Origin of the sequence: Nocardioides soli (genome assembly GCF_014191495.1) — a bacterium.
GTDB lineage: Bacteria > Actinomycetota > Actinomycetes > Propionibacteriales > Nocardioidaceae > Nocardioides > Nocardioides soli.
The window spans coordinates 803,955-828,766 of the sequence record NZ_JACHWR010000001.1 but is presented as its reverse complement, the minus strand read 5'-3'; the positions used below and the strand labels follow the sequence as shown (position 1 = coordinate 828,766).

Annotated in this window: 30 protein-coding genes and 1 tRNA gene; 4 read left to right on the top strand and 27 right to left on the bottom strand. The window is 69.6% G+C overall.

Translation table 11 applies throughout. From position 1 onward, the window contains the following. Positions 1–83: 83 nt before the first annotated feature. Together FHU40_RS04190 and FHU40_RS04185 are read right to left on the bottom strand one after the other, a co-directional pair. A tRNA-Lys gene (locus FHU40_RS04190) sits at positions 84–159 on the bottom strand. An 85-nt stretch (positions 160–244) separates the two neighbouring features. Further along, positions 245–1,816 (bottom strand): FAD-dependent oxidoreductase, encoded by a 1,572-nt coding sequence (locus FHU40_RS04185; RefSeq protein WP_183591000.1) that lies wholly within the window; start codon positions 1,814–1,816, stop codon positions 245–247. Positions 1,817–1,942: 126 nt separating this feature from the next. On the opposite strand from FHU40_RS04185, the gene FHU40_RS04180 reads away from it, so the two are divergent. Beyond that, a complete protein-coding gene (locus FHU40_RS04180) occupies positions 1,943–3,970 on the top strand; it encodes an ATP-binding protein (protein ID WP_183590999.1) in 2,028 nt (675 codons plus the stop codon). On the opposite strand, the gene FHU40_RS04175 is transcribed toward FHU40_RS04180, so the two are convergent. The 3 genes from FHU40_RS04175 to FHU40_RS04165 form a co-directional block, all read right to left on the bottom strand. Further along, positions 3,957–4,835 (bottom strand): bifunctional helix-turn-helix transcriptional regulator/GNAT family N-acetyltransferase, encoded by an 879-nt coding sequence (locus tag FHU40_RS04175; RefSeq protein ID WP_183590998.1) that lies wholly within the window; start codon positions 4,833–4,835, stop codon positions 3,957–3,959. The genes FHU40_RS04180 and FHU40_RS04175 overlap by 14 nt on opposite strands. A 317-nt stretch (positions 4,836–5,152) precedes the next feature. Continuing rightward, on the bottom strand, positions 5,153–5,734 hold the full coding sequence (locus FHU40_RS04170; RefSeq protein WP_183590997.1) for a DUF4333 domain-containing protein: 582 nt from the start codon (positions 5,732–5,734) through the stop codon (positions 5,153–5,155). 343 nt (positions 5,735–6,077) lie between these two features. Continuing rightward, the gene (locus FHU40_RS04165; protein ID WP_183590996.1) at positions 6,078–6,266 is read right to left on the bottom strand and encodes a hypothetical protein; all 189 of its coding nucleotides are present in this window, start codon (positions 6,264–6,266) and stop codon (positions 6,078–6,080) included. 135 nt (positions 6,267–6,401) lie between these two features. Here FHU40_RS04165 and FHU40_RS04160 point away from each other — a divergent pair, with 135 nt between their 5' ends. From FHU40_RS04160 to FHU40_RS04150, 3 genes are all read left to right on the top strand, one after another. After that, positions 6,402–6,608 (top strand): hypothetical protein, encoded by a 207-nt coding sequence (locus tag FHU40_RS04160; protein ID WP_183590995.1) that lies wholly within the window; start codon positions 6,402–6,404, stop codon positions 6,606–6,608. Beyond that, positions 6,608–7,177, top strand: a complete 570-nt coding sequence (locus FHU40_RS04155; protein ID WP_183590994.1) for a hypothetical protein — start codon at positions 6,608–6,610, stop codon at positions 7,175–7,177. The genes FHU40_RS04160 and FHU40_RS04155 overlap by 1 nt, the downstream gene beginning before the upstream one ends. A 578-nt stretch (positions 7,178–7,755) precedes the next feature. Continuing rightward, positions 7,756–9,027 (top strand): hypothetical protein, encoded by a 1,272-nt coding sequence (locus tag FHU40_RS04150; protein WP_183590993.1) that lies wholly within the window; start codon positions 7,756–7,758, stop codon positions 9,025–9,027. On the opposite strand, the gene FHU40_RS04145 is transcribed toward FHU40_RS04150, so the two are convergent. From FHU40_RS04145 to FHU40_RS04040, 22 genes are all read right to left on the bottom strand, one after another. Beyond that, on the bottom strand, positions 8,990–10,531 hold the full coding sequence (locus FHU40_RS04145) for an SGNH/GDSL hydrolase family protein (RefSeq protein ID WP_183590992.1): 1,542 nt from the start codon (positions 10,529–10,531) through the stop codon (positions 8,990–8,992). The two genes, FHU40_RS04150 and FHU40_RS04145, sit on opposite strands and share 38 nt — an antisense overlap. Positions 10,532–10,667: 136 nt before the next feature. Next, positions 10,668–10,904 carry a hypothetical protein gene (locus FHU40_RS04140; protein WP_183590991.1) on the bottom strand — a complete coding sequence of 79 codons (237 nt, stop codon included), beginning with the start codon at positions 10,902–10,904 and terminating at the stop codon, positions 10,668–10,670. After that, positions 10,901–11,572, bottom strand: a complete 672-nt coding sequence (locus tag FHU40_RS04135; protein WP_183590990.1) for an endonuclease/exonuclease/phosphatase family protein — start codon at positions 11,570–11,572, stop codon at positions 10,901–10,903. The genes FHU40_RS04140 and FHU40_RS04135 overlap by 4 nt, the downstream gene beginning before the upstream one ends. A 2-nt stretch (positions 11,573–11,574) precedes the next feature. Next, positions 11,575–12,120, bottom strand: a complete 546-nt coding sequence (locus tag FHU40_RS04130) for a hypothetical protein (RefSeq protein WP_183590989.1) — start codon at positions 12,118–12,120, stop codon at positions 11,575–11,577. A 109-nt stretch (positions 12,121–12,229) separates the two neighbouring features. Continuing rightward, positions 12,230–12,613: a hypothetical protein gene (locus tag FHU40_RS04125; RefSeq protein ID WP_183590988.1), complete on the bottom strand. Its 384-nt coding sequence runs from the start codon at positions 12,611–12,613 to the stop codon at positions 12,230–12,232. 10 nt (positions 12,614–12,623) lie between these two features. Continuing rightward, positions 12,624–13,079 (bottom strand): hypothetical protein, encoded by a 456-nt coding sequence (locus tag FHU40_RS04120; RefSeq protein WP_183590987.1) that lies wholly within the window; start codon positions 13,077–13,079, stop codon positions 12,624–12,626. A 1-nt stretch (position 13,080) separates the two neighbouring features. Then, positions 13,081–13,806 carry a hypothetical protein gene (locus FHU40_RS04115; RefSeq protein WP_183590986.1) on the bottom strand — a complete coding sequence of 242 codons (726 nt, stop codon included), beginning with the start codon at positions 13,804–13,806 and terminating at the stop codon, positions 13,081–13,083. Further along, on the bottom strand, positions 13,806–14,951 hold the full coding sequence (locus FHU40_RS04110) for a baseplate J/gp47 family protein (RefSeq protein ID WP_183590985.1): 1,146 nt from the start codon (positions 14,949–14,951) through the stop codon (positions 13,806–13,808). The genes FHU40_RS04115 and FHU40_RS04110 overlap by 1 nt, the downstream gene beginning before the upstream one ends. Beyond that, complete coding sequence (locus FHU40_RS04105) at positions 14,952–15,284, bottom strand: GPW/gp25 family protein (protein ID WP_183590984.1); 333 nt, start codon at positions 15,282–15,284, stop codon at positions 14,952–14,954. It abuts the gene before it with no gap. Beyond that, a complete protein-coding gene (locus tag FHU40_RS04100; protein WP_183590983.1) occupies positions 15,284–15,532 on the bottom strand; it encodes a hypothetical protein in 249 nt (82 codons plus the stop codon). The genes FHU40_RS04105 and FHU40_RS04100 overlap by 1 nt, the downstream gene beginning before the upstream one ends. 23 nt (positions 15,533–15,555) lie before the next feature. Beyond that, positions 15,556–16,824: an NlpC/P60 family protein gene (locus tag FHU40_RS29320; RefSeq protein ID WP_183590982.1), complete on the bottom strand. Its 1,269-nt coding sequence runs from the start codon at positions 16,822–16,824 to the stop codon at positions 15,556–15,558. 2 nt (positions 16,825–16,826) lie between these two features. Then, entirely contained in the window at positions 16,827–17,381 is a 555-nt protein-coding gene (locus tag FHU40_RS04090) for a hypothetical protein (RefSeq protein ID WP_183590981.1), read from the bottom strand. Then, the gene (locus tag FHU40_RS04085; RefSeq protein ID WP_183590980.1) at positions 17,378–19,552 is read right to left on the bottom strand and encodes a hypothetical protein; all 2,175 of its coding nucleotides are present in this window, start codon (positions 19,550–19,552) and stop codon (positions 17,378–17,380) included. The genes FHU40_RS04090 and FHU40_RS04085 overlap by 4 nt, the downstream gene beginning before the upstream one ends. Positions 19,553–19,800: 248 nt before the next feature. Then, positions 19,801–20,277 carry a hypothetical protein gene (locus tag FHU40_RS04080; protein WP_183590979.1) on the bottom strand — a complete coding sequence of 159 codons (477 nt, stop codon included), beginning with the start codon at positions 20,275–20,277 and terminating at the stop codon, positions 19,801–19,803. Further along, complete coding sequence (locus FHU40_RS04075) at positions 20,277–20,684, bottom strand: hypothetical protein (RefSeq protein ID WP_183590978.1); 408 nt, start codon at positions 20,682–20,684, stop codon at positions 20,277–20,279. Before FHU40_RS04075 ends, FHU40_RS04080 begins: the two co-directional genes overlap by 1 nt. Next, positions 20,681–21,799 (bottom strand): hypothetical protein, encoded by a 1,119-nt coding sequence (locus FHU40_RS04070; RefSeq protein ID WP_183590977.1) that lies wholly within the window; start codon positions 21,797–21,799, stop codon positions 20,681–20,683. The genes FHU40_RS04075 and FHU40_RS04070 overlap by 4 nt, the downstream gene beginning before the upstream one ends. A gap of 2 nt (positions 21,800–21,801) precedes the next feature. After that, complete coding sequence (locus FHU40_RS04065; RefSeq protein WP_183590976.1) at positions 21,802–22,398, bottom strand: hypothetical protein; 597 nt, start codon at positions 22,396–22,398, stop codon at positions 21,802–21,804. Beyond that, positions 22,395–22,814 carry a phage virion morphogenesis protein gene (locus tag FHU40_RS04060; protein WP_183590975.1) on the bottom strand — a complete coding sequence of 140 codons (420 nt, stop codon included), beginning with the start codon at positions 22,812–22,814 and terminating at the stop codon, positions 22,395–22,397. Before FHU40_RS04060 ends, FHU40_RS04065 begins: the two co-directional genes overlap by 4 nt. Beyond that, a complete protein-coding gene (locus FHU40_RS04055; protein WP_183590974.1) occupies positions 22,814–23,356 on the bottom strand; it encodes a hypothetical protein in 543 nt (180 codons plus the stop codon). Before FHU40_RS04055 ends, FHU40_RS04060 begins: the two co-directional genes overlap by 1 nt. Positions 23,357–23,359: 3 nt before the next feature. After that, complete coding sequence (locus FHU40_RS04050) at positions 23,360–23,575, bottom strand: hypothetical protein (RefSeq protein WP_183590973.1); 216 nt, start codon at positions 23,573–23,575, stop codon at positions 23,360–23,362. 1 nt (position 23,576) lies between these two features. Then, positions 23,577–23,867: a hypothetical protein gene (locus tag FHU40_RS04045; RefSeq protein ID WP_183590972.1), complete on the bottom strand. Its 291-nt coding sequence runs from the start codon at positions 23,865–23,867 to the stop codon at positions 23,577–23,579. Further along, the gene (locus FHU40_RS04040) at positions 23,867–24,811 is read right to left on the bottom strand and encodes a phage major capsid protein (RefSeq protein WP_183590971.1); all 945 of its coding nucleotides are present in this window, start codon (positions 24,809–24,811) and stop codon (positions 23,867–23,869) included. The genes FHU40_RS04045 and FHU40_RS04040 overlap by 1 nt, the downstream gene beginning before the upstream one ends. Between the last annotated feature and the right edge of the window lies 1 nt (position 24,812).

Sequence of the window (24,812 nt, the reverse complement as noted above, 5' to 3'; positions counted from 1 at the left end):
CATCCCTTGATGAACCCGCGACGCGAACCGGCGCGGCCGAAATGCCGAAGGCCAGGACGTGGGATTCGTCCTGGCCTTCGGTCTGGTACGCCATCAGGGACTCGAACCCCGAACCCGCTGATTAAGAGTCAGCTGCTCTGCCAATTGAGCTAATGGCGCCCTGCTCCACGTCACCCTGAAGCGACGTGAACTCTACCAGCGGGAGACCCGCGGGAAAAATCGAGGGGCCCCGGAGCGACCCGGGTCAGAGCGACGCGAGGACGGCCTGCGCCGCGGAGTGGCCGCCGAGCCCCGAGACGGCTCCGCCGCGGCGCGATCCGGAGCCGCAGACCAGCACCGACTCGATGTCGGTCTGCACGCCCCACTGCTGCGCGGGCGTGTCGAGGCGGGCCCGGTTGGCCGCCCACGGCCAGTCGAGGTCGCCGTGGAAGATGTGCCCGCCCGGCATGGCGAGGTCGCGCTCGACGTCCTGCGGGGTCTTGGCCTCGAGGCACGGCCGACCGTCGGCGTCGGTGGCCAGGCAGGACTCGATCGGCTCGACCAGATGCTGGTCGAGGGAGTCGAGGGCGCGGCGGACGGCGAGGTCGCGGGCCGCCTCGGGATCGGCGTCGAAGAGCGACGCGGGGGTGTGCAGCCCGAAGTAGGTCAGGGTGTGGGTGCCGGCCGGGACGTCGCCCAGGATCGAGGGGTCGGTGAGGGAGTGGCAGTAGATCTCGCCCGGCAGCACGCTCGGAACGCTGCCGGCCGCGGCGTCGTCGTACGCCGCCTCGAGCTGGGTGTAGTCCTCGGCGAGGTGGAGGGTGCCGGCGAACGCGACCTCGGGGTCGATCCCCGAGCGCAGCCGCGGCAGTCGGTCGAGCAGCATGTTGATCTTGAGCTGGGCGCCGACCGGCTTGGTCGCGGGGTCCTCCTGGTCGCCGAGCAGGATGCGGAGCACCCAGGGGGCGACGTTGGAGAGCACGTAGCGCGCGCCGACGGTGTGGGAGCCGTGGGCGTCGTCCCAGCTGACCTCGGCGCCCGCGTCGTCGGCGCGGATGCGGCTGACCCCGGCCGAGGTGCGGATCTCGGCGCCCGCGGCGGTCGCCGCCCGCGCCAGTGCGTCGGTGACCGCGCCCATGCCGCCGACCGGGACCCGCCACTCCCCGGTGCCGTTGCCGATCAGGTGGTAGAGGAAGCAGCGGTTCTGGATCAGCGAGGGGTCGCGCATCGACGCGAACGTGCCGATCAGCCCGTCGGTGGCGGCGATGCCGCGCACCGTGTCGTCGGCGAACCGGGCCTCGATCGTCTCGCCGAGCGGCGTGGTCACGAAGTCATGCCAGGTCTCGGCGGAGACCCGGTCGCGGATCTCGCGCTCGAGCGGCAGCGGCCGCAGCAGCGTGGGTGCGACGACGGCCGCCAGGTCGCCCACGTCGGCGTAGAAGCGGTTCCACGCGTCGTACTCGGCCGGCCCACCGGTCAGATGCCGGAACGACTCGGCGGTGCGCTCGCCGGCCGGGCGCTCGACGAGCAGCCCACCGGGCCGTCCGTCGCGGATCGTGGGCGTGTACGACGCCACCGAGCGCGACTCCAGCCGCAGGTCGAGGTCGAGGTCCGCGATCAGCTGCTCGGGCAGCAGCGAGACGAGGTAGGAGTAGCGCGAGAGCCGCGCGGGGTGGCCGGAGAAGGCCGGCGCGGAGATCGCCGCGCCGCCCGTGTGGTCGAGGCGCTCCAGGACCAGGACCGACAGGCCGGCCCGAGCCAGGTAGGCGGCCGCGACCAGGCCGTTGTGCCCGCCCCCGACGACCACGACGTGGTAGGCCTGCTGCTCGGACGTCACCGGTCCAACCTAGGCCATCACCGGCGCCTCGCCCGGTACCGGCGATTTGCGCACCAACGGTCCCGAGTCGCGAGAAGATCGTTGGGCAGCCGTGAGCACTGGTCGGGACCACAGGGAGGGCGGAAGGTGGGAGTGACACCCAGGGCGTCACTGCTGCCTGCCCTCGGCATGCTCGTGCTGACGGCGGTCTTCGGGCTCACCGCGGCGTACGGCGCGCCCGAGGGTGGCTACGCGATCGGCATCTGGCCGGTCGGGCTGGCCTCCTCGACCCTGCTCGTGACCAGGCGGCCCTCGATACCGGTCGTGCTGGTGCTCGTCTGCGCGATCGCGTTCCTGACGATCTGGACCTGCCGCCCGTCCGGTGTCGCGCTGGGGCTGACGATCGGCATCACCGTCGAGACCTGGGTGGTCTGGCGGATCCTGAGCGGCGGCGTACGCCAGCGACCGGAGCTCTACTCCCACGCCGACCTCGGTCGCTACATCGTGGCGGCATTCGCCGGACATCTCGTCGCCGCGACGTCTGCCGTCGTCACCAGCCTGGTCACCGGCTGGGGCACCCCCTGGCTGATGGGGCTGACGGTCGGCATGTCGAGCCTCGCGTCGCAGCTGGCCGTGACGCCGTTCTTCTGCAGGCTGCGGCCGCACCGCGGGCTCGCGTCGGTGGTGGAGCGGGTCGCCCAGTGGACGCTAGTCGCGACGCTCACCCCGGTGGTCTTCCTGCTCGACGACTTCCCCGCCCTCGCGTTCACGCTGATCCCCGTGCTCGCCTGGGGGGCGCTGCGCAGCGGTGCGTACGAGGCGATCGCGCAGCTCTTCGTCACGCTCGGGGTCGCGATCGCGCTGACGACCCGCGGTCACGGGCCGTTCGCGCACATCGACGCCCGGTACGACCTGCCCGCCGACGTCCAGGGGCTCCTGCTCGCGTTCTTCATCGTCGACTGCGCGCTGGTCGTGGTGCCCTTCGTGCTCAGCGTCGGGGAGCAGCTGGAGAACGGCCGGCAGGTCGCGGCGGAGCGCGACCGGGTGCAGAGCATCGTCAACGGCACCGTGGGTGTCGCGATCATCGGCACCGACGAGCTCGGCCGGATCACGCTCTTCAACCCGGGCGCCGAGCGGCTGCTCGGATACGCCGCCGGCGAGGTGGAGGGGCGGCACGCGGTGCTCCTGCACTCCCGCGAGGACGTGGCCGAGCTGGCCCACCAGATCGGGGTCGCCAACGACTTCGCGGTCGTCTCGGCCGCGCTCGTCGGCCGCGGGCCCACCGTGATGAAGTTCGTCCGCAAGGACGGCGAGAAGCGCAGTCACTCGATGTCGCTGAACCGGATCGTCGATGATCGCGGTGACGTCATCGGCTACGTCAGCACCTCCGAGGACATCACCGAGCGCGTCGAGGCCGAGAACCGGCTGGTCGAGGCGCTCGAGACCGAGCGTCAGGCGGTCGAGCGGCTCCGCGACGTGGACCAGGTCAAGGACGCCTTCGTGTCCAGCGTCAGCCACGAGCTGCGCACCCCGATCACCAGCATCCTCGGCTACGTCGAGATGCTCAAGGACGGCGAGTACGGCGACCTCGGCGCCGCGCAGCTCGATGCCGTGCAGCGCGTCGCCGCGAACAGCTCGCGGCTGCTGTCGCTGATCGACGACCTGCTCACGCTCTCCCGGGTCCAGGACGGCGGCATCGGCATGGTCGACCGCGTCGTCGACCTGCGCAAGGTCGTGACGGCCGGGTGCGCCGTCGTGGCGCCGTCGCTCGAGCGGCGGGAGCTCAGCTTCGAGGTCGACCTCCCCGACGAGCCGGTGCCCTTCCTCGGGGATCGCGACATGTTGGAGCGGGTCGTGATCAACCTCGTGGGCAACGCCGTGAAGTTCACCCCGGAGCACGGCCGCGTCGACGTGCGCCTGGGGGTCGGTACGGAGGTCGTCGACATCGAGGTGGCCGACACCGGCATCGGCATCCCGCCGGAGGAGCACGAGCGGCTGTTCAGCCGGTTCTTCCGCTCCTCGCTCGCCCAGGAGCGGGCGATCCCGGGCAGCGGGCTCGGGCTGTCCATCACCCGCGCGATCGTCGAGCAGCACGGCGGGTCGGTCAGCGTCGAGTCCGAGCCGGGGGAGGGGACCACCTTCCGGGTGCGCCTGCCGGCGCTCACGCCGGCCTAGGACCCGGGGACAGGTCCTTCTCGAACCACGCCTCGGCGTACGGGTTGTCGTTGTAGCGCGGGATCGCGCGGTAGCCCGCGCGCTCGTACATCGCGATCGCCTCGGTCAGCGTGCCGTTGGTGTCGAGGACCACCCGGTCGTGGCCGAGGCGGCGGGCCAGCGCCTCGAGCTCGCGCAGCATCCGCGCGCCGAGGCCGGCGCCGCGCCACGCCTCGTCGACCCACATCCGCTTGATCTCGCCGACCCCGCGCAGGTCGCCGTCGAGCTCGCGGACACCGCCGTACGCCACCGGCCGGCCGGCGCTGGTCGCCAGGAGGAAGGTGCCCGCGTGGTCGGGGTCGCCCGGGTCGAAGCCGCCGGGGAACCGCCGCGCCAGCTCGGCGAAGTAGCGGCCGGCGGCGTCGGCGGCGGCCGGGTCGTCCGGCGCGACCTCGCGCAGCTGGATGGTCGCCGCCCGGACGAGCAGGTCGGCCGTGGCGAGCGCCTCGGCCAGCCGGACGCGCTGCCGCTCGGTGAGCGGTGCGACCAGCCGCTGCGCCAGCTCCTCGGACCGATCGTCCAGCTCCTGCCAGGCCCGCAGCCCGGCGGTCGTCAGCGTGGCCACGCGTCGGCGCCGGTCGGCGGGGTCCGCGTCGACCCGCACCAGACCGTCCCCGTCGAGTCGGCGGAGCAGGCGGGTCAGGTATCCGGAGTCGAGGCCGAGCCGGTCGCGCAGCTCGCGCACCCCGGCTCCGTCCGGACCGATCTCGAAGAGCAGCCGCGAGGCGCCGAGCGGCCGGCCGGTGCCCAGGAAGGACTCCTCCAGTGCGCCGATGCGCTGGGTGTAGGTGCGGTTGAAGCCGCGCAGGGTCGCGGTCGTGTCCATTCTCTGACTTTAGTCAGAGAGTGGGTAGGTGTCGATCGGATCCAGCGGCGGTGGACCGTCCACCGTCTCGCCGGTCGGAGACGGTGGACCACCCACCGCCGCGGGCGGCCGGCCGAGCTGGAGATGGCGCGAGCCCCGGCCGAGGAACGACCGGGGCTCGCGGAGTCTGGGGTGAGTGACGGGACTTGAATCCGGCACTCATCCCGTGGCGGCATCGCAAAAGTGCAGGTCAGGGGGTATTTAGATCGGTGAACGCGCGTGTTTCCAGATGACTCTGGGCGGGCATAGGTGCAAACGTGCACATTCGGCAGGGGACTTCAGCGCCAGGACCAGGAGTAGTACCCGTCGTCGCCGAGCGTGGCGATGACCGACGCGGTGTTGCCAGCGCCATCAGTAACGGTGCATCGCACCTCTTCGTCCGCGTGGACCCACTTCGTCGGGCAGTCGACGTCGACCTCTCCGGCGCCCTGATTCGTAGCCCACTCTGCGATGTCCGGCTCGATCCACTCGCCGTCGAACTGATAGCTCGCGGCGAACGTCAACTGACCGATGACCGCAGCCCCGAAGGAAGCGAACCAGAGGATCGGGACGGCTGGTGTCGAACGGGCCCGAACGGTTCTCAGGATGAGGTAGAGCGGGATCAGCAGGGCGGCCCCTGGTGAGACGTTGACGCCGCCCTTCTTCAGTTGCTGACTATCTAGGATCGCCAGCACCACCGCTATCACCCAGTAGGCGATCATCGCCCACTCCTGCGCAGCCAGAGCGGGGACCCAGTAGCCGAGGGGCAGCCACACGAGCGGCAGAAGGGCGATCGTCCAGACGTAGGCCAGATACGCCGGATGGTTGCTGACGTCGGATCCGTGGCTCGCGGCCGGCGTGGATGATGCGCTCTCTGACATGTTGGCACCGTAGTCGCGGTACTCGCTCAGCGGAGCCGAAACCTGGTATCACCACCTTCGAACACCCGTTCTAAGATGCCTGGATGCGCCAGCCTCCCTTCCACGTGTGGGTCGATGTCACGGGGGCGTGGTCAGACCCCTCTCCCGGTGTGCTGCTGGCGTGGCGGCAGACGGATCGACACGGCTGGGAGGCGTGGGTCATGTACGCGTCCTCCTACTCCACGGGCAACGGCCTGGAGGTCCATGTCACCCAGTCGTGGGTGCTCGCTCACCACGTGCGGCCTGCTGATGCGCCGCGGCCAGAGCGGGACTACTCGAAGTACCGGCCGAGGGTCGATGGGCGCTAGCGCTGCTGGGCCGGCATCAGTCCGCGACCTCTCCGGGCACGACGGTGATGTGGATCTCCCGCCAGCCCCTCAGGCCTCTGCTCGTCGAGCTGCGCGATGGCCGCCTCCCACGTCGGTGCGTCGGCGTAGATCTCGCGGCGTTCGCCGGTGTCCGGGTCGGGCCGGATCGTGGAGTGCAGCCTCACGGCCGCAGCCTACGTCGGTAGCCGGGTCGTCTAGTCAACCCCTCCAGAATGAAAGCATTGCTTGACTATATGTGTAAGCGATGCTTGACTATGGGCACCGGGATGGACCCGAGATCAGCACCCCAGGAGCCCTAGATGGACCGCATCGGCCGCACCGTCTACATCATCCGCGACGACGCCGTGATCGAGGGCGTCATCACGAACGCGACCTTGCAGGTGATCGGCAACTACCGCTACGCCATCACCTGCACCGACGGCACCACCGAGGAGCGGGGCGACGGCTCCTTGTGGTGGACCCAGGAGCAGGCCGAGCGGTTCCTCCCGATTGACGAGCTGTACTGATGAGCAGCCAGATGCAGGCGCTCCGCGAGGTCATGGAGCGTGAGTACGGCGTGACCGACACCCCGACGTGGGACCCCGCCGTCGGCCAGACGCGGCCGGTGTTCGAGATCGAGGCGCGTTCAGATCGGACCCGCCGCGCGATCCTGGCCGACCTGCCGCCAGTGGTGCGGGAGCAGCGGGCGACTGCGGCGGCGGCGTTCAACGTCGACCTGGACACCGCGGACGTCATCGCGATCGAGGTGTACGGGTATGTCGATCGGCGTACCGAGCGGGCCGACCCCGGCGAGTGGACCAGTGAGTCGGGACCGCTGCCGTCTGTGCCGTATGAGCGGTGGCTGCGTGAGCAGGTCGAGCAGCACATCCCGGCCGGGTACACGCCGGTCGGTCGGCCCCGTGAGGATCTGCTGGGTGGGGTGGTTGCGGCCAAGGCCGCCAAGGATGAGGCCCCGGCGGTGCTGTCGGCGGCGGTGCGGGCCGCCCTCGAGCGGGGGGTCACCGCGCGGATGATCGCGGAAGCGCTCGGCGTGACGACGCCCAGGGTGTACCAGCTGCGCGACGGGAAACGGTGACGGGCATCGGCGTGGGCCGTGTAGCGTGCGTGGTGCCCTGCGTCAGCGGGGATGAGCCGCTATTCGGGGGCGACTCCCGCGATGGCTCGATGTTCTCCCTGCGTCAGCGGGGCATGACAAAGCCGCCTCCTCTCGTTGGCTGGGAGGGGGCGGCTTCGTCGTCCGGACGCGACGAACCGCCCCGCCCTCACGTGGAGGACGGGGCGGCTTGTTGCTCACGCGGGTGACAAGTTCCGGGGTCGGTTTCGCCGGATCGTCTCGGCACGGGTCGTGGTGAGTGGCTGTGGGGGTCACGCTGGGTGACGTGACTACTCTGGACGGCCCATTCCCGGACTACCTGTCGGGGAGGAACCCGCTGGCCGAGTTCGCTCGCTTCTGTGAGGACCTCGGGGTCGAGACCGGCGAGGAGGCGGCTGCTGCTCTGGCGCTGTGGCGGAGCCTGTATCGGCATACGACCTGGTTGGGCCCGCTGGATGGGGATCTGCCCGTGAGGGAGCCCGGCTGTAGGTGAGGCCAGTTCCGGCCTTGTGACGGGAACCGCGACAGTTCCGGTTTCGGCTGTGGGAAGATCAGCTGCGATGTCCATCAGCACCACACGGCAACAGCCGGACCTGACCGACTTGCGGTTGCTCGCCGCCGTGGTCGGGCTGATGTTCATCTCCGTGCCGGCGGTGAACGGGGTTAGCCCTGAGGGCAGTGACCTCGTGATGGCCGGCGCGGCGATTACGTCCCTTATCCCGATCCTGAGTCGTGCCAGCCGTATCCCACGCCTCTCGGCCGCGGTCTTCACCCTCATGAGTGTCTACCTGATCGGGACCCTTCTGTTCTCCGAGGACCCGACGCAGGGTTACCGGCACACCATCAGCACCGTGGCGGCCGGCGGCACGCTGCTCCTGTTCGCGGCCTATGGCAAGGAGATGCTCGGGTACTCGTTGTTCCGACTGGGGGCTTTCGTGCTAATCGTCGGCGGCATCGTCGGGTCGGCCGGGTCAGGCCTACCGAAGAACATCGTCGGCGGATCGATCGTCTACCTCCTCACCCTGGGGGCGCTGCTCCTGATCGTGCGCAAGCCGCACAACGCCTGGTTCTACACGTCCGCAGTGTTCGCCATGACCGGCGTCCTGGCGCTCCGGATGGACTTTCGCAGCATGATCGGGTTCACCCTGATCCTGATGCTGGCCTACTGGGGCGCTACGGCGCTGCGACCCAAGGTGTTTTGGCTTGTCGGTCTGATCGGGGCCGTGGGCACCATCTGGGCGATCACGTGGTACTTCCTCAACGCCCACGCGAACCGGCTGGCGATCGAGATCTCGCAGCGCATCACCGCCGAGTCGGGTCGCCGCGCGCTATCAGGTCGCGATTGGCTCTGGCCCTACATCACTCGCCGCGTCGACCAGGACGGCCAGTGGTTCGGCCTCGGTGTTGGGTCGCTGCCGGGAGACTTCCTGCCTACGGACCTGTCGTCCCACAGCTTCTACATGCAGACCTATCTCCAACTCGGGGTGTTCGGCCTCGCGCTGGTCGCGTTTGTGCTGCTGACGGTCTGGAAGACGGTGGCGACATCGCGGCAGGCGTCCGGCCGGTTTGGCGCGGCGTTGTTCCTGATGTTCGTCGTGCATAACTCCACCGAGGTGCTGGCGTTTCAGAACGGTCTCCTCGCGAGCATCCCCGCCTGGTGTGCGATCGGCCTCGCCTACTCGCTAACGCGCGCCGAGGTCGACGCACCGAAGCTCGAGCCAAAGCCCGAACCTGAACCGGAGGTTTCGCAGCCAACCTGGCGCGCACGCAGCGGTCACTGGGAGGCCGCCGCCCCTAGGCCGCGAGGCCGGCGAGTCGGTTCAGGTAGGTGATCACGGCCGCTGACTGGACGCCGGCGCCACCCTCGGAGCCCCCGGTCGGGTGCACGCCATCGGACTGCATGTAAGCCGGCCCGATGGAGAGCATGGTCGCGAAGGTCTCGCAGCTCGGGATGTAGCCGTAGCCCCTGACTGCGGCGTACCCGGGCAGTGCAGCGTTCCGAGCCGCGTGGGCGGCGACGTTGGGCGCGGGAGACACCTCGGGGTTCTGCGAGGCGATGACGACGCCGCAGTCAGGCTGCACGGTGCGCAGTGTCTCAATGAAGGAGTCGATCGCCACAAGGTAGGAGGAGGCCGACCCAGACCCGTAGTTGTGCCCGGAGTTCACGATCGCCACGTCGAGCAACGTGCCAGAGGGGAACAGGGTCGAGATGACGCCCTCCTGATAAGAGAGGATCGACCCAGACTTGGAGCCGTTGTAGATGGCCACCGCGCCCGAACTGGTGGCCGCCGTGACTGTGGCCCACTCCATGCGGTTGATGATCGCTGCGCCCCGGTTGGCGCCTTCCAGGCCGACCCCCGTTCCGGTTGAGAGGGCGGTGACGTCGTCGGTCGAGAGGGTGCCGCCGATGTACTGACCGTTGACCGAGCCGGTCACGCGGGTGCCGACCACGCGGCAGGTCACGTCGAATGTCGTGACGGCGGTGTTGTGGAAGAAGTACTCGGAGGTGGCAATCGCGGTCTGCACGCCGCCGATGAACTTCCAGAGCTGGAGGCGGTACTGGCCGGAGCTGTTGCGCTGGACGTCGATGCGGATGCGGTTCGAGTCGTTGACGCGCTTGACGACGAAACGGGGGGCGTCGTTGGCTGCGAGGGTGAGGTTGGCGACCAGCTCGCCGTCGCCAGCGACGACGGTCGTGAAGACCGAGCCAGATGTGGCGTCGGCGGTCGCGACGCATGCAGACCCGTTCAGTTCCCAGTCGCCGGCACCGTTGCCGATCGCGAACCATACGACACCAACATTGGGCGTTGAGCCTACGAGGTCCGCGGCGGACCGGTCGAACTCGTCGCGCATGACTACGGTGCGCGCGGTGATGCCAGTGAGGATCGGCTGCGGTGTCCCATAGGCGCTGGTGCCATCCCATTCGTAGCGGTCGGCCGACTGCCGGGGAAACTGCTTGATGAACGCCGCGAGCCCCATCTGCAGGTACTCGTAGGGCTTGTCGGCCGTGGAGTCACCCGCGATCCCCACGGCGGCGTTGACGCCGATGGCGCACTTCGACGCGAGCGCCCGGGCGCCGTATCCCTGGGGCATGAACAGACCACCGCCGACCGCGCCAATCGAGGCCGACAGCGCGGAAGCGGTCTCGGTGCCCTGGTCGTCGAGGAGGGCGCTCACCTTCGCGTCGTCCAGCGAGCTCGCGTACCCGACCGCTGCCGCCGCACCAGCTTCCTGAGCCGCGGTCCCGATGTCCTCCGCGAACGTCTTGAGGTCGCCGGGCAGGTTGATCGGGTCGCCGTCGACGGGGACGGTGATGCCGTTGACGATCTCAGGCACGAGGATCTCCTAGCGGGTGCGAGCGGGACGGGACTGGACCTGCCAGAGCAGCCACGCCCCGACAGCCATTGCGGGCTGGATGAGTGAGCCGATCCCGATCCCCAGGACCAGGCGCGCCGGGCGGGAGAGCACGGAACTACTCGTCGATCGCGCGGCCACGGCGACCGACGCGCTTCGGGGTCGAGTACGTCAGGCCGTAGGCGCCGCCCATGAAGACGACGAGGCCGAGCCACTGGACGGTGGTGACGTCCGCGAGGGTCTGGTCGCCGGAGAGGATCCCGACGAGGTACGCCGCGGCGCAGACCAGCATGGCGGCGAGCGCCTTGCCGGCGGTGATGATCTTGTCGATGGTGGTGGCGGTCTGGTCGTTCATCGGTGCTCCTTCGGGGTGTGCAGGTCCACGCGTGCCCACAGGGCGTCGTGGCCGTCGATGGTCAGGTCGACCGTCCCGGTGTCAGTCCGGCGTACCTGGGCGCCGGCGGGGTGTTTGATGACGCGGATCCAGTCGAGGCCGTCGTGTGCGAGCGTCTGCTCCAACGGATGCATCGGGCCGAGGCGGCCCCGATTGGCGTCACCCAGCCAGACGACCGTGCGCCCGCGGGCGTGCCAGTGCGCGATGCGCTTGCGGAGCTTGGCGTCGACCGAGCGCCACCGGGAGAGCAGTCGCGGGTCGTTGCGAGGGAAGTGGACGTTCAGCACGACGAGCTCGAGACCGCGATCGTGGACAAGAACGGCCTCTGAGATGACTCGCGCGGGCGAGAGTCGGAAGAGACCGGCGGACGCGCTGATGGCCTGGCTGCGCTTGCGCTTCCACCGCCGGCCGTAACCGATGGGCACGCGGGTGTGCCAGTTGGTGAAGGAGAACGCGCGGCCGAGGACGTGGCGGAGAGCGCCGTGCTCGTCGGGGCGGTCGTCCTCGTCGATCTCCTGGAAGCCGATGACCGCACCGGACCCAGCCTCAGCGTCGATCGCGCGGACGTTGCGGAGGAACTCGGCGGTGTCGGCGCCGCGGCCGAGGTTGGCGGTGACCAGGAGTGCCACGGTCAACGCCTGTAGGTGATCTGCGACTTGAGCCGCGATGCCTTGTCGGCCAACGTCTTCCGTCGCGCCTTGATGCCCTTGATGCGTTGCCGGAGCAGCCCGTCACGCCAGGCGGCTGCGAAGTCGAACGGCTCTACGTCCGGCCGGTAGGCGTTGGCGTCGAGCCGGTTGCCCGTGAGCCCGTCGCGCCCGGCCAGGTAGGCCGGGACCTGACGTGCGGCAGAGGGCGCGAGATCCTGGTGTCCGATCATCACGGCGTGGATGTGCGCGGGCCACAGTCCGGCGATCGCGGGGCGGTACCAGGCGGCGAACCCTAGGTCGCGCAGCACCTTGACCTTGTGCACGTGGTCGTAGGGTGCGAGGTCGACGACGCCGCCGCGATCGTGGGTGCCCGCTGAAGCCGAGACGCCGCCCGTGTTGTAGCAGCCCTGCGTGACGGTCAGCTCGTAGCCAAGGCGCTGCTCGGCGATGGCCAGCGCCGTGGCGGTCTTGCGGTCCATGCGACGACCACGGAACGTGACGATGGCCAGCGGGTTGGGAGTGGGCATTTGGATGCCTCCTTCGGGCAAGCGGACGAATTCCAAGCCCTGCCTGTGCTTGGAGTTCGCTTGGAGATGGCGTCGAGCAGCAGCGCGACGCGGAGAGTGGAGCGGAGGGCTACGGGTCGAGGGTCGTCAGCGCGTTCTCGACCTCGACGGGCGCGGGCGGCACCTGGCCGCCGAGCCGCACGACCTCATCGCGCAGGAGGATCGCCCACCGGATCAGGGACGTGAGCATCGACGACTGGCGCTCGTTGCGCTGGGTCAGAACCCGGTTGGACTCTCGCTCGGCGGCCAGATCCTTCTCGAGCTCGTCGACGCGCTGCTCAAGGCCGTCGACTCGAAGGCGCTCATCGATGATGCGTTGACCCTGCTCGTGCGACCACTCCTTCCACTGGTTCGCGACCGAGGCTGACGAGTCGGTGCCGAACATCCGGTTGAGGACGAACAGCAGCACCGCGCCCGCGGCCGTGATCAGGGCTCCGACGACGTATTCGCTCACGCGCCGAACCTCAGATCACCCTGTAGGCGAAGTGGACGCCGAAGTAGACCGCGGTGGTCGAGGCCGCGACGAACTGGAGGCGCGCGCGGTCTTGGATGCTGTATGCCACGACCAAGCCCGCCGTCGCACTACTCACGCCTGACCCCATGACGCCACTCAGATCACCGTTCGCAGCGAGGTTCGACGGCACTGGCAGGGAGGCGTCGACTGACACCTGACCGGTAGTGGACGGGGTGATCTGGATCTGTCCGTCGACGGTCACGATGTCCCCAATGCGGCTCCACAGCCACGGGGCGGGCGTGGTTGCCGAGGCTGCTCTGTCGACCAACGTCAGGGTCGGCTCGTAGGTGCCCGAGGTCGGGAGCAGTTCCTCGAGCCGACCTGCGAGCGCGTAGAGGTCGGCAGGGACGTTGTCTGGGGAGCCGGGGCCGGGATATGGAAGCTCGAAAGCCGGTGTGGTGGGCATGTCAGGCCTCCTGCGGGTCGTGGTCTCGGCTGCTGCGGTAGGTCGGGAACCGTGCGCTGCGCTCGGCGTAGGTCGGAGCGATCACGCGCGTCCGGGCGTACCGGGTGATGCGGGATGCGGGCCTCCACCAGCGAATGCCGGGGATGTCGTCTTCGAGGGTGAGCGGGTAGCCCCACCCCTCGACTTCGAGTGCGGCGTAGTCGTCGTACATCCCGGCGAGGTCGTCGTAGGTGACCGCGGGCACGACGGTCACGCCGTCGAGGACCAGGCCGACCGGCTTCTGTGTCGCGGCTGCGGCGAGAACTTGGGCCTCGGTGATGCCGCTCGCGTCTGCGGCGTAGACGAGGATCCGCAGGCGCCAGGCGTTGGCGTCGTGCCGCTCGGCGAACCCGACACGGCTCGGCGCGGCGAGGAGCGTCCGGACCGCGGAGGCCATCGCGTCGAGGCTCCCGCGGCGCCACGCGGGCCGCTCCCTCACGTAGGCGCGCTGCTCCTCAAGAGTGAGACCAGCAGGCACCGTGGTGCCGGTCGCTGACCCGAGCCACGCCGGGTCCGGGGTGGTGACGAGGTCGAACGCGGCCGACCAACCGCCCGGTGTCGGAGTGGCGAGCAGGTCGGCAGTCTCCAGTTCGCTGGTCAGCCCGCCGGCGAGGTCGTCGAGCACCGGCCCCGCGGCCTTCTGGAACGCGGGCCCGAGTCCGTCGACAACGCGCTCGGCGACGCTCATCAGGAGACCGTCCCGGCGACCGTGGTCGGATCGACGGCGTCAGCCGGGGCGGGGAGCGCGGCCGGGCCCGCCAGCACGGCATCCGCCGCGGCGCCGTTGAGGGTGACCGACACGATCGCCGCCACCCCGGGAACGCGGCCGATGGTGGCGGCGACGTCGAAAAGACGCACGATGCCAGCGGCCTGCCAGGTGGTGTCGTCATCCACGGTGGTGCCCCACGTCGCGGGGTCGAGGTAGGCGAGCACCGCCGCCTCGATCGCCGCGGCCACCTCGCCCGGATCGGCCCCAGCGTCGGCGACCACGTCGTAGACGACATCCACCGCGGTGTACGTCGGATCCTCGACGTAGATCACGAACCCCGGCTCCCGGACCGCCTCCAGGGCGTCCTGCACGTCGGCCTTGACCCCGACCGAGACCGGCGCCCCGACGTTGTCGATGACGAACACGGACACGGTCTTCTCGGCGTCGATGGCCTCCGACAGCGCGTCGTAGTTGTCGATCCCCAGTGCCCGGGTGACGCCGGGGACGGTGCGTGCGAGGGCGGCCATGTCCGCGGCCAGCACCCCACCGGGGCGCAGTACCGACAGTCGGGATACGAGGCGGTCGAGGTAGGTGTCGCGCAGCTCGTCGTCGGAGCCACCAGCGGAGGCCGTGACTGCGGACGCGGTGATCACGGTGGAGGTCGCGGTGATGATCGAGAGCGGCCCCACGGGGACGCCGTTGCCGGCAGACCCGGCGTCCGCGGCGTGCATGGTCACCACCGGGGTGGTCGTGGCGGCGGTGACGGGCTCGAGGAGCACGAAGTTCACGTCCTCACCGACCGGGTTGGTGCCGGTGACCATGAACCCGTCCGGGACCACCACGCCGGTGCCGGTCACGGTGAGCTGCACGCTGATCGCAGCGGTCGTGGCCAGCGCATACGGCACGTCGAAGACCGTGCTGCCGATCCCGGCGACCGCGTACTCGATCTGGTCCCGCATCCGGGCGTTGACCACGACCGTCTCTCGGCCGATCTCCTGCGCCAGGGCAACCTCGGGCTGCCCGTCGTAGGGCGCCCAGCCGTCCATGCGGTCCTGGAGGTTATCGAGGATCCGTCCGATGACCTCGTCCTGATCCTCGGGGAGCTCGGGGGGTTCCCAGGCCATCTACGCGCCCTCCACATCGGTGCCGGTGCTGGTGGTCGGGATGCTGGGGTGCACGACCGCGTGCTGCTCGACCAGCGTGTTCAGGGTGACCTGCACGAGCGCCGGATCGGCCCGGTCTTCCCAGTCGGCGATGACGTCGGCCACCTCCACCGGATCCACGCCACGGCCCAGCGGGCTCGGGTAGCCGTACTCGGGCTCCGCGGCGCGCTCACCGGGCTCGGTGGACAGCAGCAGCGCGACCGCCTGGGCGACCTCGGCCGGGGCGTCCTGCTCCAGGGTGGCCATGGCGCCATCGACGCCGACCGCGAGGGGGAACGCGAGGTGGCGGGGCATCACGCGCCGCCGACCTGTGCGTCGACCTGAGCGACCCACGGCAGTTCGTTGGTCTCGATCAGGAGGACGATGTCACCGACCTGCACCTCGGCGGGGCCACGGCAGGGCCCGATCGGGTGCCGCTCGTCGTCGTCGAGAGCGACAGCGTGGATGCCGCCGTCGACACGGATCACCTTCGCGGTGACCGCCTCCGCGGCCTCCACCGTGGGGCGACCGTTGAGGAACTGCCTGAACCCGTCACGCGTCATGCCGGACCCCTCCCGTGCTCTCGTCAGATCCAGTAGCCGGCCGAGGTCCACCCGCGACCAGCCGCAGAGCCGATGGCGACACCGGCCTCGGGGTTCATCGCCTCGATGGTGGAGCCGTTGCCGAGGCTGATCGCCACGTGATGGGCGGTCGAGGTCTGAATGAACAGCAGCGCGCCGCGAGTGCGGATCGCAGCATCGATCGACATGCCCTTGCCGGCCCCGGCGACCGCCGCAGCCTGCGAAGACGACGGCGCCGGGAGCACGTGACCCGCGGCTGCGGTAGCGCCCTGAACGAGCCCGGAGCAGTCCCAGACGCTCGGCCCATGTCCGCCGTAGACGTAGGGCTTGCCGTTCTGGGCGAGCGCGAACGCCACCATCTTCGCGCGGGCGGCCGTAGCGGCCTTCCCGCCAGTGTCGGACCCGCTGCCGGTGACGAAGCTGTCGTCGCCGAGGTCGCCCCTGCTGGATGCCTTCGGCTCAGCGAGGACGTGACGGGCTCGCGTCAGGGTCACCGTGACCTGGGTCGAGGACAGGCTGCGGCGGAAGTCTTGGACCAGCCACCGTCCGGCCGCCGGGCCCATGTCGTCGCCAAGCATGACCGGGAGTCCGGGAGGCATCGCACCGGCGGTCGCGTCGAGCTGCACCGTGGCCCGAGACGCGCGCTTTCCCTGGTCTAGGTCGAAGTCGATGTTGCGGACCGCACCCTGGTTCTCGGCCAGGGCGACGGGCTCCAAGCGGTCCATGAGCCACTCGTCGGAGGCGAACACGAGCTGGGTGCCGGTGGAGAACCGCCGCAGGTTCACCTCCTCGGCCAGTGAGCCGGTGAGTTCCCACGCCGAGGTGTCACCGCCCCGCTTCACGGGCTTGCCCACCTTCCGCTTCGCGCCGGGGTAGATCAGTGCCGGCACCCGTGCCTCGTTCACCTGGCGAGCCACGATCGCGGTACGGGTCATCGACTTGCCCGGGATGACCTGCTTGCCCTTGCGGCGACGCAGCGCCGCCGTGACGCCGTCCTCGTAGGTGAGCGTGATCCGGTCACCGACCTTGCGGACCGCGGCCAGCTCGAACCGGATCCCGAGGACCGTCGACCACGACTTCTCACCGATCAACGGAGACCGGGTCAGCACGCGGGTGGCGTCGCCGACGACCAGCGTGAGCGTGCACGCACCCGACATGGTCAGCAGCAGCTCGGGCGGCTCCACGATGGCCTCTTCGAGCTCCAGCATCGAGGAGCGGCGGCCGTTGCGGAGGTTCAGCTCCTCCAGCAGCACCACCGCGGCATTGGTGACCACCACTAGCCCTTGCCGCTGCTCTTGCCCTGCGGCTTGCCCTGAGGCTTCTTGCCGTTGGCCTTGTCCTTGCCCTTGCGGTCCCGGGAGCGCTTCGCCGCCGACTTCCGCACCACTGCAGTCACGTACTGCGTGAGGGTGACGGTGACGTACTGCTGGATCCGCCGGCCCCGGTTGTCGCGGACCTTGGCGCCCCAGTCCAGCCCGGTGATGACCCACCGCACCGTCTCCGGCGTCTGCAACGGCCCCGTGGCGCGCAGCACAACCGGCTGCCTGGTCGTCTGCACGCTGCTCGCCCACGACTGGAGCACCTGCACCCGCGGCTCCACCACGAGATCGACCCCGGGCGCTGCGTCCAGACCGTTGATCAACAGCGGGAGCACGTAGGTGAATCCGGTGACGCCATCGAACTGGATCGCATCACGACGACGTGGTCGGTTCAGCGTGCTCCAGGTCGCAACACCACCCGACAGCTTGTCCTCGCCAACCAGGTCGAGGACGAGGAACTCGGGTCGGGCCGGAAGCACCGGCTGTAGGAGGACCTGCCGCAGCACCGTCACCGTCGAGCCTCCTCGCCAGTGAACCGGTCGATGACCGTCTCGCTGACTTGCCGGCCGTCAATGTAGTTGTGGATGTGGATGGCGCCATCAGCGCTGCGAGCGTCGCCCCAGAACTCCTCACCGAACCGGGGCTGCTCGGGGATCCGCGGGTGGATGTAGCCGTCGACCTTCGGGAAGAACAGCTCCGGGCGACGCTCGCCGACCACGTAGGCATCGCCGGCACGCACATCGCCACCGAGCGCTCGGGCCTTCGGCTTCTTCGGCGGTGCGAGGACGCCGAGACCCGAACCGTAGGACCCCAGTGCCGGCATGTTGAGCAGGTTCTGTCGGACCGTGTTCGTCTTCTCGATCGCCGCGTCCAGGCCGTCGATCCGCAGGGAGCCGACGTGCGGGCGTTCGACGGCAGCGATCGCGGGAGAGAGCCCGCCCGGACCGTTGATCAGCGTCGTGAGCCACTTCGTGCGATTGCCAGCGGTCAGCGACTCCTGCTGCCACGTGCGCATCGCACCGGCGAACCCTGGCACGGCCTTCGCGAGCGCGTCGCGAGTCATACCGACTCGGTCGGCGTAGTCCATGAAGTGCTGGGCGGCCTTCGCTGGGCTCGCGTTGTACGACAGATTGCGGAGCGCCTGGTCGAACTCGGCGGCGTTGTCGGCGCCCAGCGCGAGCGACTTCCCGGTCTCGGACAGGCTCTTGTTGAGCGTGCCCAGAGCGAGCTGCTGGCCGTCGGTGTCGATCTTCTTGCCCGCGAGGTCGTTGATGACCCCGTCCTTGCTGAAGTACGTCACGCCAGCGCCGAGAGCGAGGGTCGTCAACAGGCCCGGCAGCTTGGGTGCGCCCGGGCCGGTGCCGGGAGAACCTACTGGCACCGGGGCGTTCGGCTTGCTCCCGGGAGCTCCAGGCACGCCGAAGCCCTCGTTCACCACGATCACAGGAAGCGGCTTGGCTCGGGTGACGGCGCCGATGATTCCCGTACCACCGAGGTTGCGCGAGCCGAGTAGCTTGCCGACGCCGAGCCGGCCGGCGATCGTGGCACCGGCACCGCCGATCACCACGGCTTCCTTGGCCCAGTCTGGCAACGAGTTGAAGCTGTCGAAGATCGTCTTCAGCTTCGGGGCAAGGATGCTGACGGTGTCCTTCGTAGTGGAGAGATAGCCGGCGACCTGCGGCAGCACGTCGTCCACAAGAGGCTTCGCCTCACGGTAGAAGTCCTTGATCGCGGGCACACCGCGACGTTCGAAGATCCCGGCGAACTCCTGGATCTTCGGGATGCCGCGTCGCTCGAAGATGCTGACGTAGTTCTCCAGCGCAGGAGCGCCCTCCTGGACGAACCACCGCTGAGTGCGGTCCAGCATCGGCAGCAGCGCGGTGCCGAGGGACTCCTGGATGTTGCCCCACGAGACGGCGGCCTGCTCACCCCAAGTTCGCTGCTCTGCGGCGACGCCACCGACCTGGGACTCGACCTCCTTGAGCACCATCTTCTGGGCGGACAGGAGGTCGTTCTGCTCGACGAACCGCTCGATCTGCTTCTTCTGGCCCTCGGTGAACGTGACCCCGGCCCGCGACAACGCGGTGATGCCCTTCAGCGGGTCGTTGAGGGCCTTGCCGAGCATCTTCGACCCGGACTCGATGGACCCGAAACCGGCCGCGGACAGGTCGACCGCGGACCGGGTGGCCCGGTCGAAGATCTTGGCGCCGCGGCCGGTCTCGTTGCGGACGTTCTTGAACGTCAGCAGCAGGTTCGACCCGGACTGGATGGCCTCGTCGTCGATCCCTGCCTTCACCGAGATCGCGCCGGCAAGGTCACCGACCTGACGCGCGGAGATGTTCGCGATACCGCCGGTCGACTTGATGATCTGCGCGGTGACCGCGCCAACCTTCTGCGCCTCCCGGGCCTCACCGATGGAGTCCTTCGAGAACTTCGTCAGCGCGATCCCGGCACCGACCACCGCAGCGGACGCGGCACCGAACCCGTAGACCACGGCACGGCCAGCGAGCCGACCCGACTTCCCGAACGCGACCATCCCGGCGGCACCGATGCGGGCCTTCCGGCCGGCCTGCTGCGCCTCGTCGCCAACCCGGTCGAACTCGTCGCCGACCTCGTTGATGCCGTGCTGGACCTCGCGGCGATTCTTCAGCGCGAGCCGGATCCCGACCTCTTCCTCAGCCACGGCTCACCTCCTGAAGAGAGATCGCAGGAAGCCCCGCATGACGTTCGCGAAGCCGATGACGGTGTGGGATGCGGTGCGCGCGGCGAGGTAGTCCATGTCGCCGAGCGACTCCTCCTGACGCTGCTTGACCGCGGCCTTCAGCGCGGCGACCGCGAACGGTGCATCCTCAGGCGAGAGATCGAGGAACCTGATCGGGTCGAGCCCGAAGCTGGCGGCGACCCCTGCCCACTCGATGGCGGGGTCGCCGGTCAGTTTCCCGCGTGCTCCTCTTCGCGCCGCAGGATGGCCGGCGCGGACCAGGCGTCAAGGGCGCGGGCGGTGTTGAGCAGTGCCCCGTCGGTCATGTACAGGGCGCGGACGATCTCAGCGGTGGTCGGCTCGATCTTCGACCCATCCGGGGCCTCGTCGATCCCGAGCATCTGGGCGAGATCCTGATCGAACCGCGGCCACGTCGAGGGGTCGCCATCCGGCTTGCCGTCCACGGTCACGAACACGCCGACGCAGGCGTGGGCGAGGAGGGAGGCGTTCGCGATCAGATCGCGGTCCTCGCTCTTGGTGTCTCGGGTGCGCTCGTGGACCAGGTCGACCTCGCGCTGCTGGATCGGCCGGTACCGCACGTAGACCTTCGGGTCGTCGAGGCCGGGGACCTGGAGGTCGATGGTGAGCTCGGCGAGCGCCTTCTCTCGGGCCTTCCGCAGCCCGGCCAGGATGGACTGCCCGCTCATCAGGCGCGCCCGGTGATGACGGCGGTCATCTGCCACATCGACGGGTCGTTGGAGTTCGAGTCGGCCTCGGGGTCGGTCATCGCGCTGAGCCGGCCGATGTAGGTGATCGGCCGGCCGACCGGGGCACCGTTCTCGTCGAGCAGCTGCCGGGACACGGTGAACGACGCCCGACCGACCCGGTTGACCAGCGACCGGTACAGCTCGAGGTCACGCTGCTGATCCAGTTCACGGCCGACGGTGAGGTCACCGAACGACGGCAGCCCAGGGTAGGACCGCTCCTGGGTCATCCCCCCCGGGCGGTGCTTGGGCACCTCGGCGGTGGGCTCGCCACCGGTGAGGGTGTCGAACACGCCGAGCGGACGGCCGTCGACGGTGACGGTGATGAGCTGCATCTGCGACGTGGTCATGCCGCGACTCCTTCGGCGACGGAGGTCGTGACATCGATGACGACCTTCTCGGTGTACGGGGACAGGGAGACCTCGGCGAGCGCGTGGAGCTCGCCGGCCTTGATGGTGGTGGGCGTGTTCGGGGAGAACGTGTCGACGTCGAACGCGTCCCCCGGCTCGGCCCCGTACAGGGCGTTGGCCTGCCACAGCGGCAGGAAGTAGCCCCGGAGCACCCCTTCGAGTTCGGCGAACAGTGCGCCGCGGCCGTCGATCTGGCGACCGAGGAACTTCTCGACCAGCGAGGAGATCCCGAACGAGAGTTCCATGTGCATCCGGCCCCAGTTGAGCTGGCGGAAGTTCGGGTCGTCGGAGACCGACTTCCAGTCATAGAGGGTCGGCACGCCGCGGACGTCGCGGATCACCGAGACTCCGGCATCCGACAGGGAGTCGAGCTCGGCGTCGGTGTAGGCGACCGTCACCGCGGTGCCACCGATCGCGACCCCAGCCCCGAGGCCCTGGTCGAAGGCAGGCGCGTGGTTGGTGTGCCCGACACGCCCGTCACCACGCGCCGCGAGACCGGCCGCGATGACCGAGCCGGGCACGTTGCGAGTTCCGCCACCGGTCGCGGGGACGGTCACCCACCCGGCGATCATCCCGGCGCGCTGAGCACCGGCAGCCGCCGCGAGACCCGCTGCCGCGGTCGTCAGCGCGGACGCGGCGGCGTTCGAGGCGCCATCGAGGAGCACGCACCGCCCGGAAGCGTTCGCGTGGGTCAGCAGCGCCTCGTAGGCCGCCGAGGTCGACACCCCCGGGATGAGAACCTGGCCGGGCCCGTAGTCGGCGGTGAGCTTCGCCAGCGCGGCGTCCCACTCGGACTCGGTGACCGCTCCGGCGTCGACCGCGGTCGCCCGGAGCACCCACACCTCGGGGGCGCCCTGGGTCAGGGCGTCGCCGACGTAGGCGGCCTGAGCGGCCGGGACCGAAGCGGCGAGAGCATCCGCGGCCGACAGGCACCGGGCCGGCGCCGCGGGACCAGTCGCGCCGGCGTACACCAGGAAGGCGCGGCCGGTGTCCGTGGTCACGCCGCGCCGCTGGAGTGCGGCCTTGACGTTGACGATGATCTGGGGACGGGACATTCCTACTCCTGGTGGTTTCGGACGGTGACGGTGGAGAAGGGGGACTCGACGACCGGGAGGGCGCCGTCGAGGTCGGCGAGGTCGGCGATGTTGCGGGCGTCGACGTGGAAGTCGACCGCGCAGCCACCGAGGGTCCGCGCGACTCCCTGCTGGGGGAACTGCCGGTAGCTCTCGGTGACGAACCGGACACCCCCGGCGACACCACCGAGGGTCGGGTTCCGCAGCCCGACGGCACGCACGAGCGCCGCCCAGGTGCGGACCCGGTTGGCGGTGACGTTGTAGTCCGAACCCCGGTCGTAGATCCCGACCCGGACCAGGAAGGTCGCATCGAGACGCTGCGACCCATCGGCGTTGCGGCGGGTGGTGACCTGCCCGACGATCCCGGTCGAGGTGATCGCCCCGACCGCACGGTTCGCCACCGCGGACTGCAGCGCCTCCAGCACAGGGACCTGGTCCCACACCTTCGGCACCTCGAACGGCCGCTCCGGCCGCGGCCGCTCATCGAGCCCGAGCGCGATGATGAGGCCACCGAGCTGGCCACGCAGGACGGTCTCCATGCCGTGGCACAGGTCGTCGGCGGTGACGAGCCGCAGCGTCATCGCTGGCCGTCCACGACATACCCGAGAAGATCCTCAGACCACTGCGCGACCAGTTGCTCGGGCGGCTGGGGAGACGGGTCACGGCGAGGCATCCGGCCGGTTCCGGACTTGTGGAACCTGGCGTAGGCCCGATCCGAGGCCACGACGGCCTCGTCGCCCATCAGGTCCCGGGCGGTGGTCAGGTCCGCGAGGAGGTCTCCGCTGTCGACGAGGACCCGGCTCGATCCCTTCAGCGCGACCGTCTTGGCCGATAGCGCCGGCCACTGGCCGTTGCCACCGGATGCGAACAGGTCACGCTCGTACTCGTGGACCCGGTCCACCAGCAGGTCGAGCATCTCGTCCGGCCGACCGAGACGGTCCCCGATATCGTCGAGAAGCCCCAGCGCGCGGCGGCCCTCGACGTCGATGTCGAGCATCAGCAGGACCCCGGCCAGCGCTCAGCGGCGTCGGGGTAGGGCCGAGCCGGCGGGAACGACCCCCGGGGTCCACCGACCGACGCCGGAAGGGCCCCCTCTGCTCCCTCCGCGACCACAGCCCGCAACCGGTCCAACAGCTCGGTGAACCGGCCCTGCAACTGTCCTGCTCGGGCGGAGTCGCCGAGCTGCTGCTCCGGGTAGGCAGCGAACTCGATCTGAGCCGCCACCCCGTAGGTGATCGCCTGCACCGCAAGCGCCCGCACCGTCCCGTTCTGAGGGTTCGTCCCGGTGACCGACTCGACCTCGACCGCGACCCCGTTGAGCAGCTCGAGGAAGAACGGGAACTGCTCGACGTTGTCCTGATCGAGGATGTCGGACTGGCGGGCGTAGAGCAGCGCCTTGACCGACGCCAGCCGCACCTCGAGTGCGAGGGGCCGCATGTCGTCGAGGTCGACCAGCCCACCGGTGATGTCGGCCAGCTGAGCCAGGTACGCGAGGTACTCGGCCAGCTGGGCGTAGGTGGGCGTGGTCGACTCCGACACGGTTCAGTCCTTCGGCTTGCCGCCGGCCGAGGCCTTCGGCTCGGACTGCTGGTCGGCCAACTGGGACAGGACGCCACGCCCGGCGAGCGTGGCGACGTGGACGGCGTCCGCCTCGGGCGGGACGGTGTCGCCCGAGTGGAGCGTCACCGTCCCGCCGTCGGTCAGACGCACGTAGGCGACGAGGCCCTCGTTGACGACGTGCGTGGCGTTGTGCGCCATGTCAGCCGCCGTAGAGCGAGACGAGGTCGTCCTTGTTCAGGCCGGCCAGGTCTTCGTCCGTGGCGCCCTGGGAGCGCGCGTAGGACTCCCAGTCGCCCTTGGACGCCGACTTCGCCGGCGGACCCTCGGGCTCGTCCGATCCGCTCTCGGCTCCCTCGACGTAGCCGAGGTCGATGAGGTTGGCGAGCGCCTCGGGCGTGATGTCGCTCGGGACGGCGCCGCCCTTGGTGACCTGGACGGCGCCGCCGCCGGTAGTGGCGACCTGGATCAGGGGGACGATGACGGTGTACATCAGGCACCCGCTCCCGTGATCCAGATCCCGGCGGCCGGGTCGGTGACGAAGGGCACGGCGACCTTGCGGGCCTGGATGTGCCAGCCGTCGTTCTTGTCCTCGCGGATGGTCTTGACCTCGGTGTCGAGCGGGTCGTCGCCCATGCGCTGGTAGCCACCGCCGAGGTCCTCGGTCGCGATGCTGCCGAGCATGTTCGAGTCGGCGACGAGCACCTTGGTGCCGGAGCCGAACGACGCGTTCGCGCGCACGTAGGTCATGCCGTCGCCCGCGGAGTAAGCGATGCCGGTGGCGTTGGCGACCAGGGCGGCGGCCTTGTCCAGAGCCCCGAGCTTGACCAGCTGCTCGACGACGTAGGCGAAGATCAGCGGTCGGCAGGCGACCACGTCGGGGTTGTAGGAGACGCCGAGCGCGTCACCTGCCTCCATGATCTTCGCGGCCGCGACCTGGATGTCACGGAAGCCATTGCCGGACGCGTTGTCGAACGTCGCGGTAGCCGGCGTGGTCGCGGTGACGGCCGAGGAGACGGCGGTGATGCAGGTGGTGTCGAAGAGCTTGTCGACCGAGTTGGTCAGCTTCTGCGTCTTCCGCTTGAACTCGTCGAACCGCCCCCGCGCGACGAGCTCGTCGGAGAACTCGGTGGCGAGGCCGTTCTTGATCGTCTGCGCGACCGAGGGCGTGCCGTTTCCGGTGGTGACGAGCGGGTAGTCACCCAGCTGGTCGACGACCTCCGCGGGCTGTTCGGCGAAGAGGCTGTCGATCTGCTCGAACAGCGCCGCACCGGAGCCGGTGACGTCGAGTCGGCCCTTCAGCAGCACGCCGCCGATGGGGCGGGTGAGCTGGAAGTCCGCAGCCGCACGGGCGTAGTACTTCGGGTTGTTCAGGTACGCGTCGATGCTCAGCGTGGTGCCGGTGAGCGACGGCGCAGCGGGCGAAGAGGTAGCCATG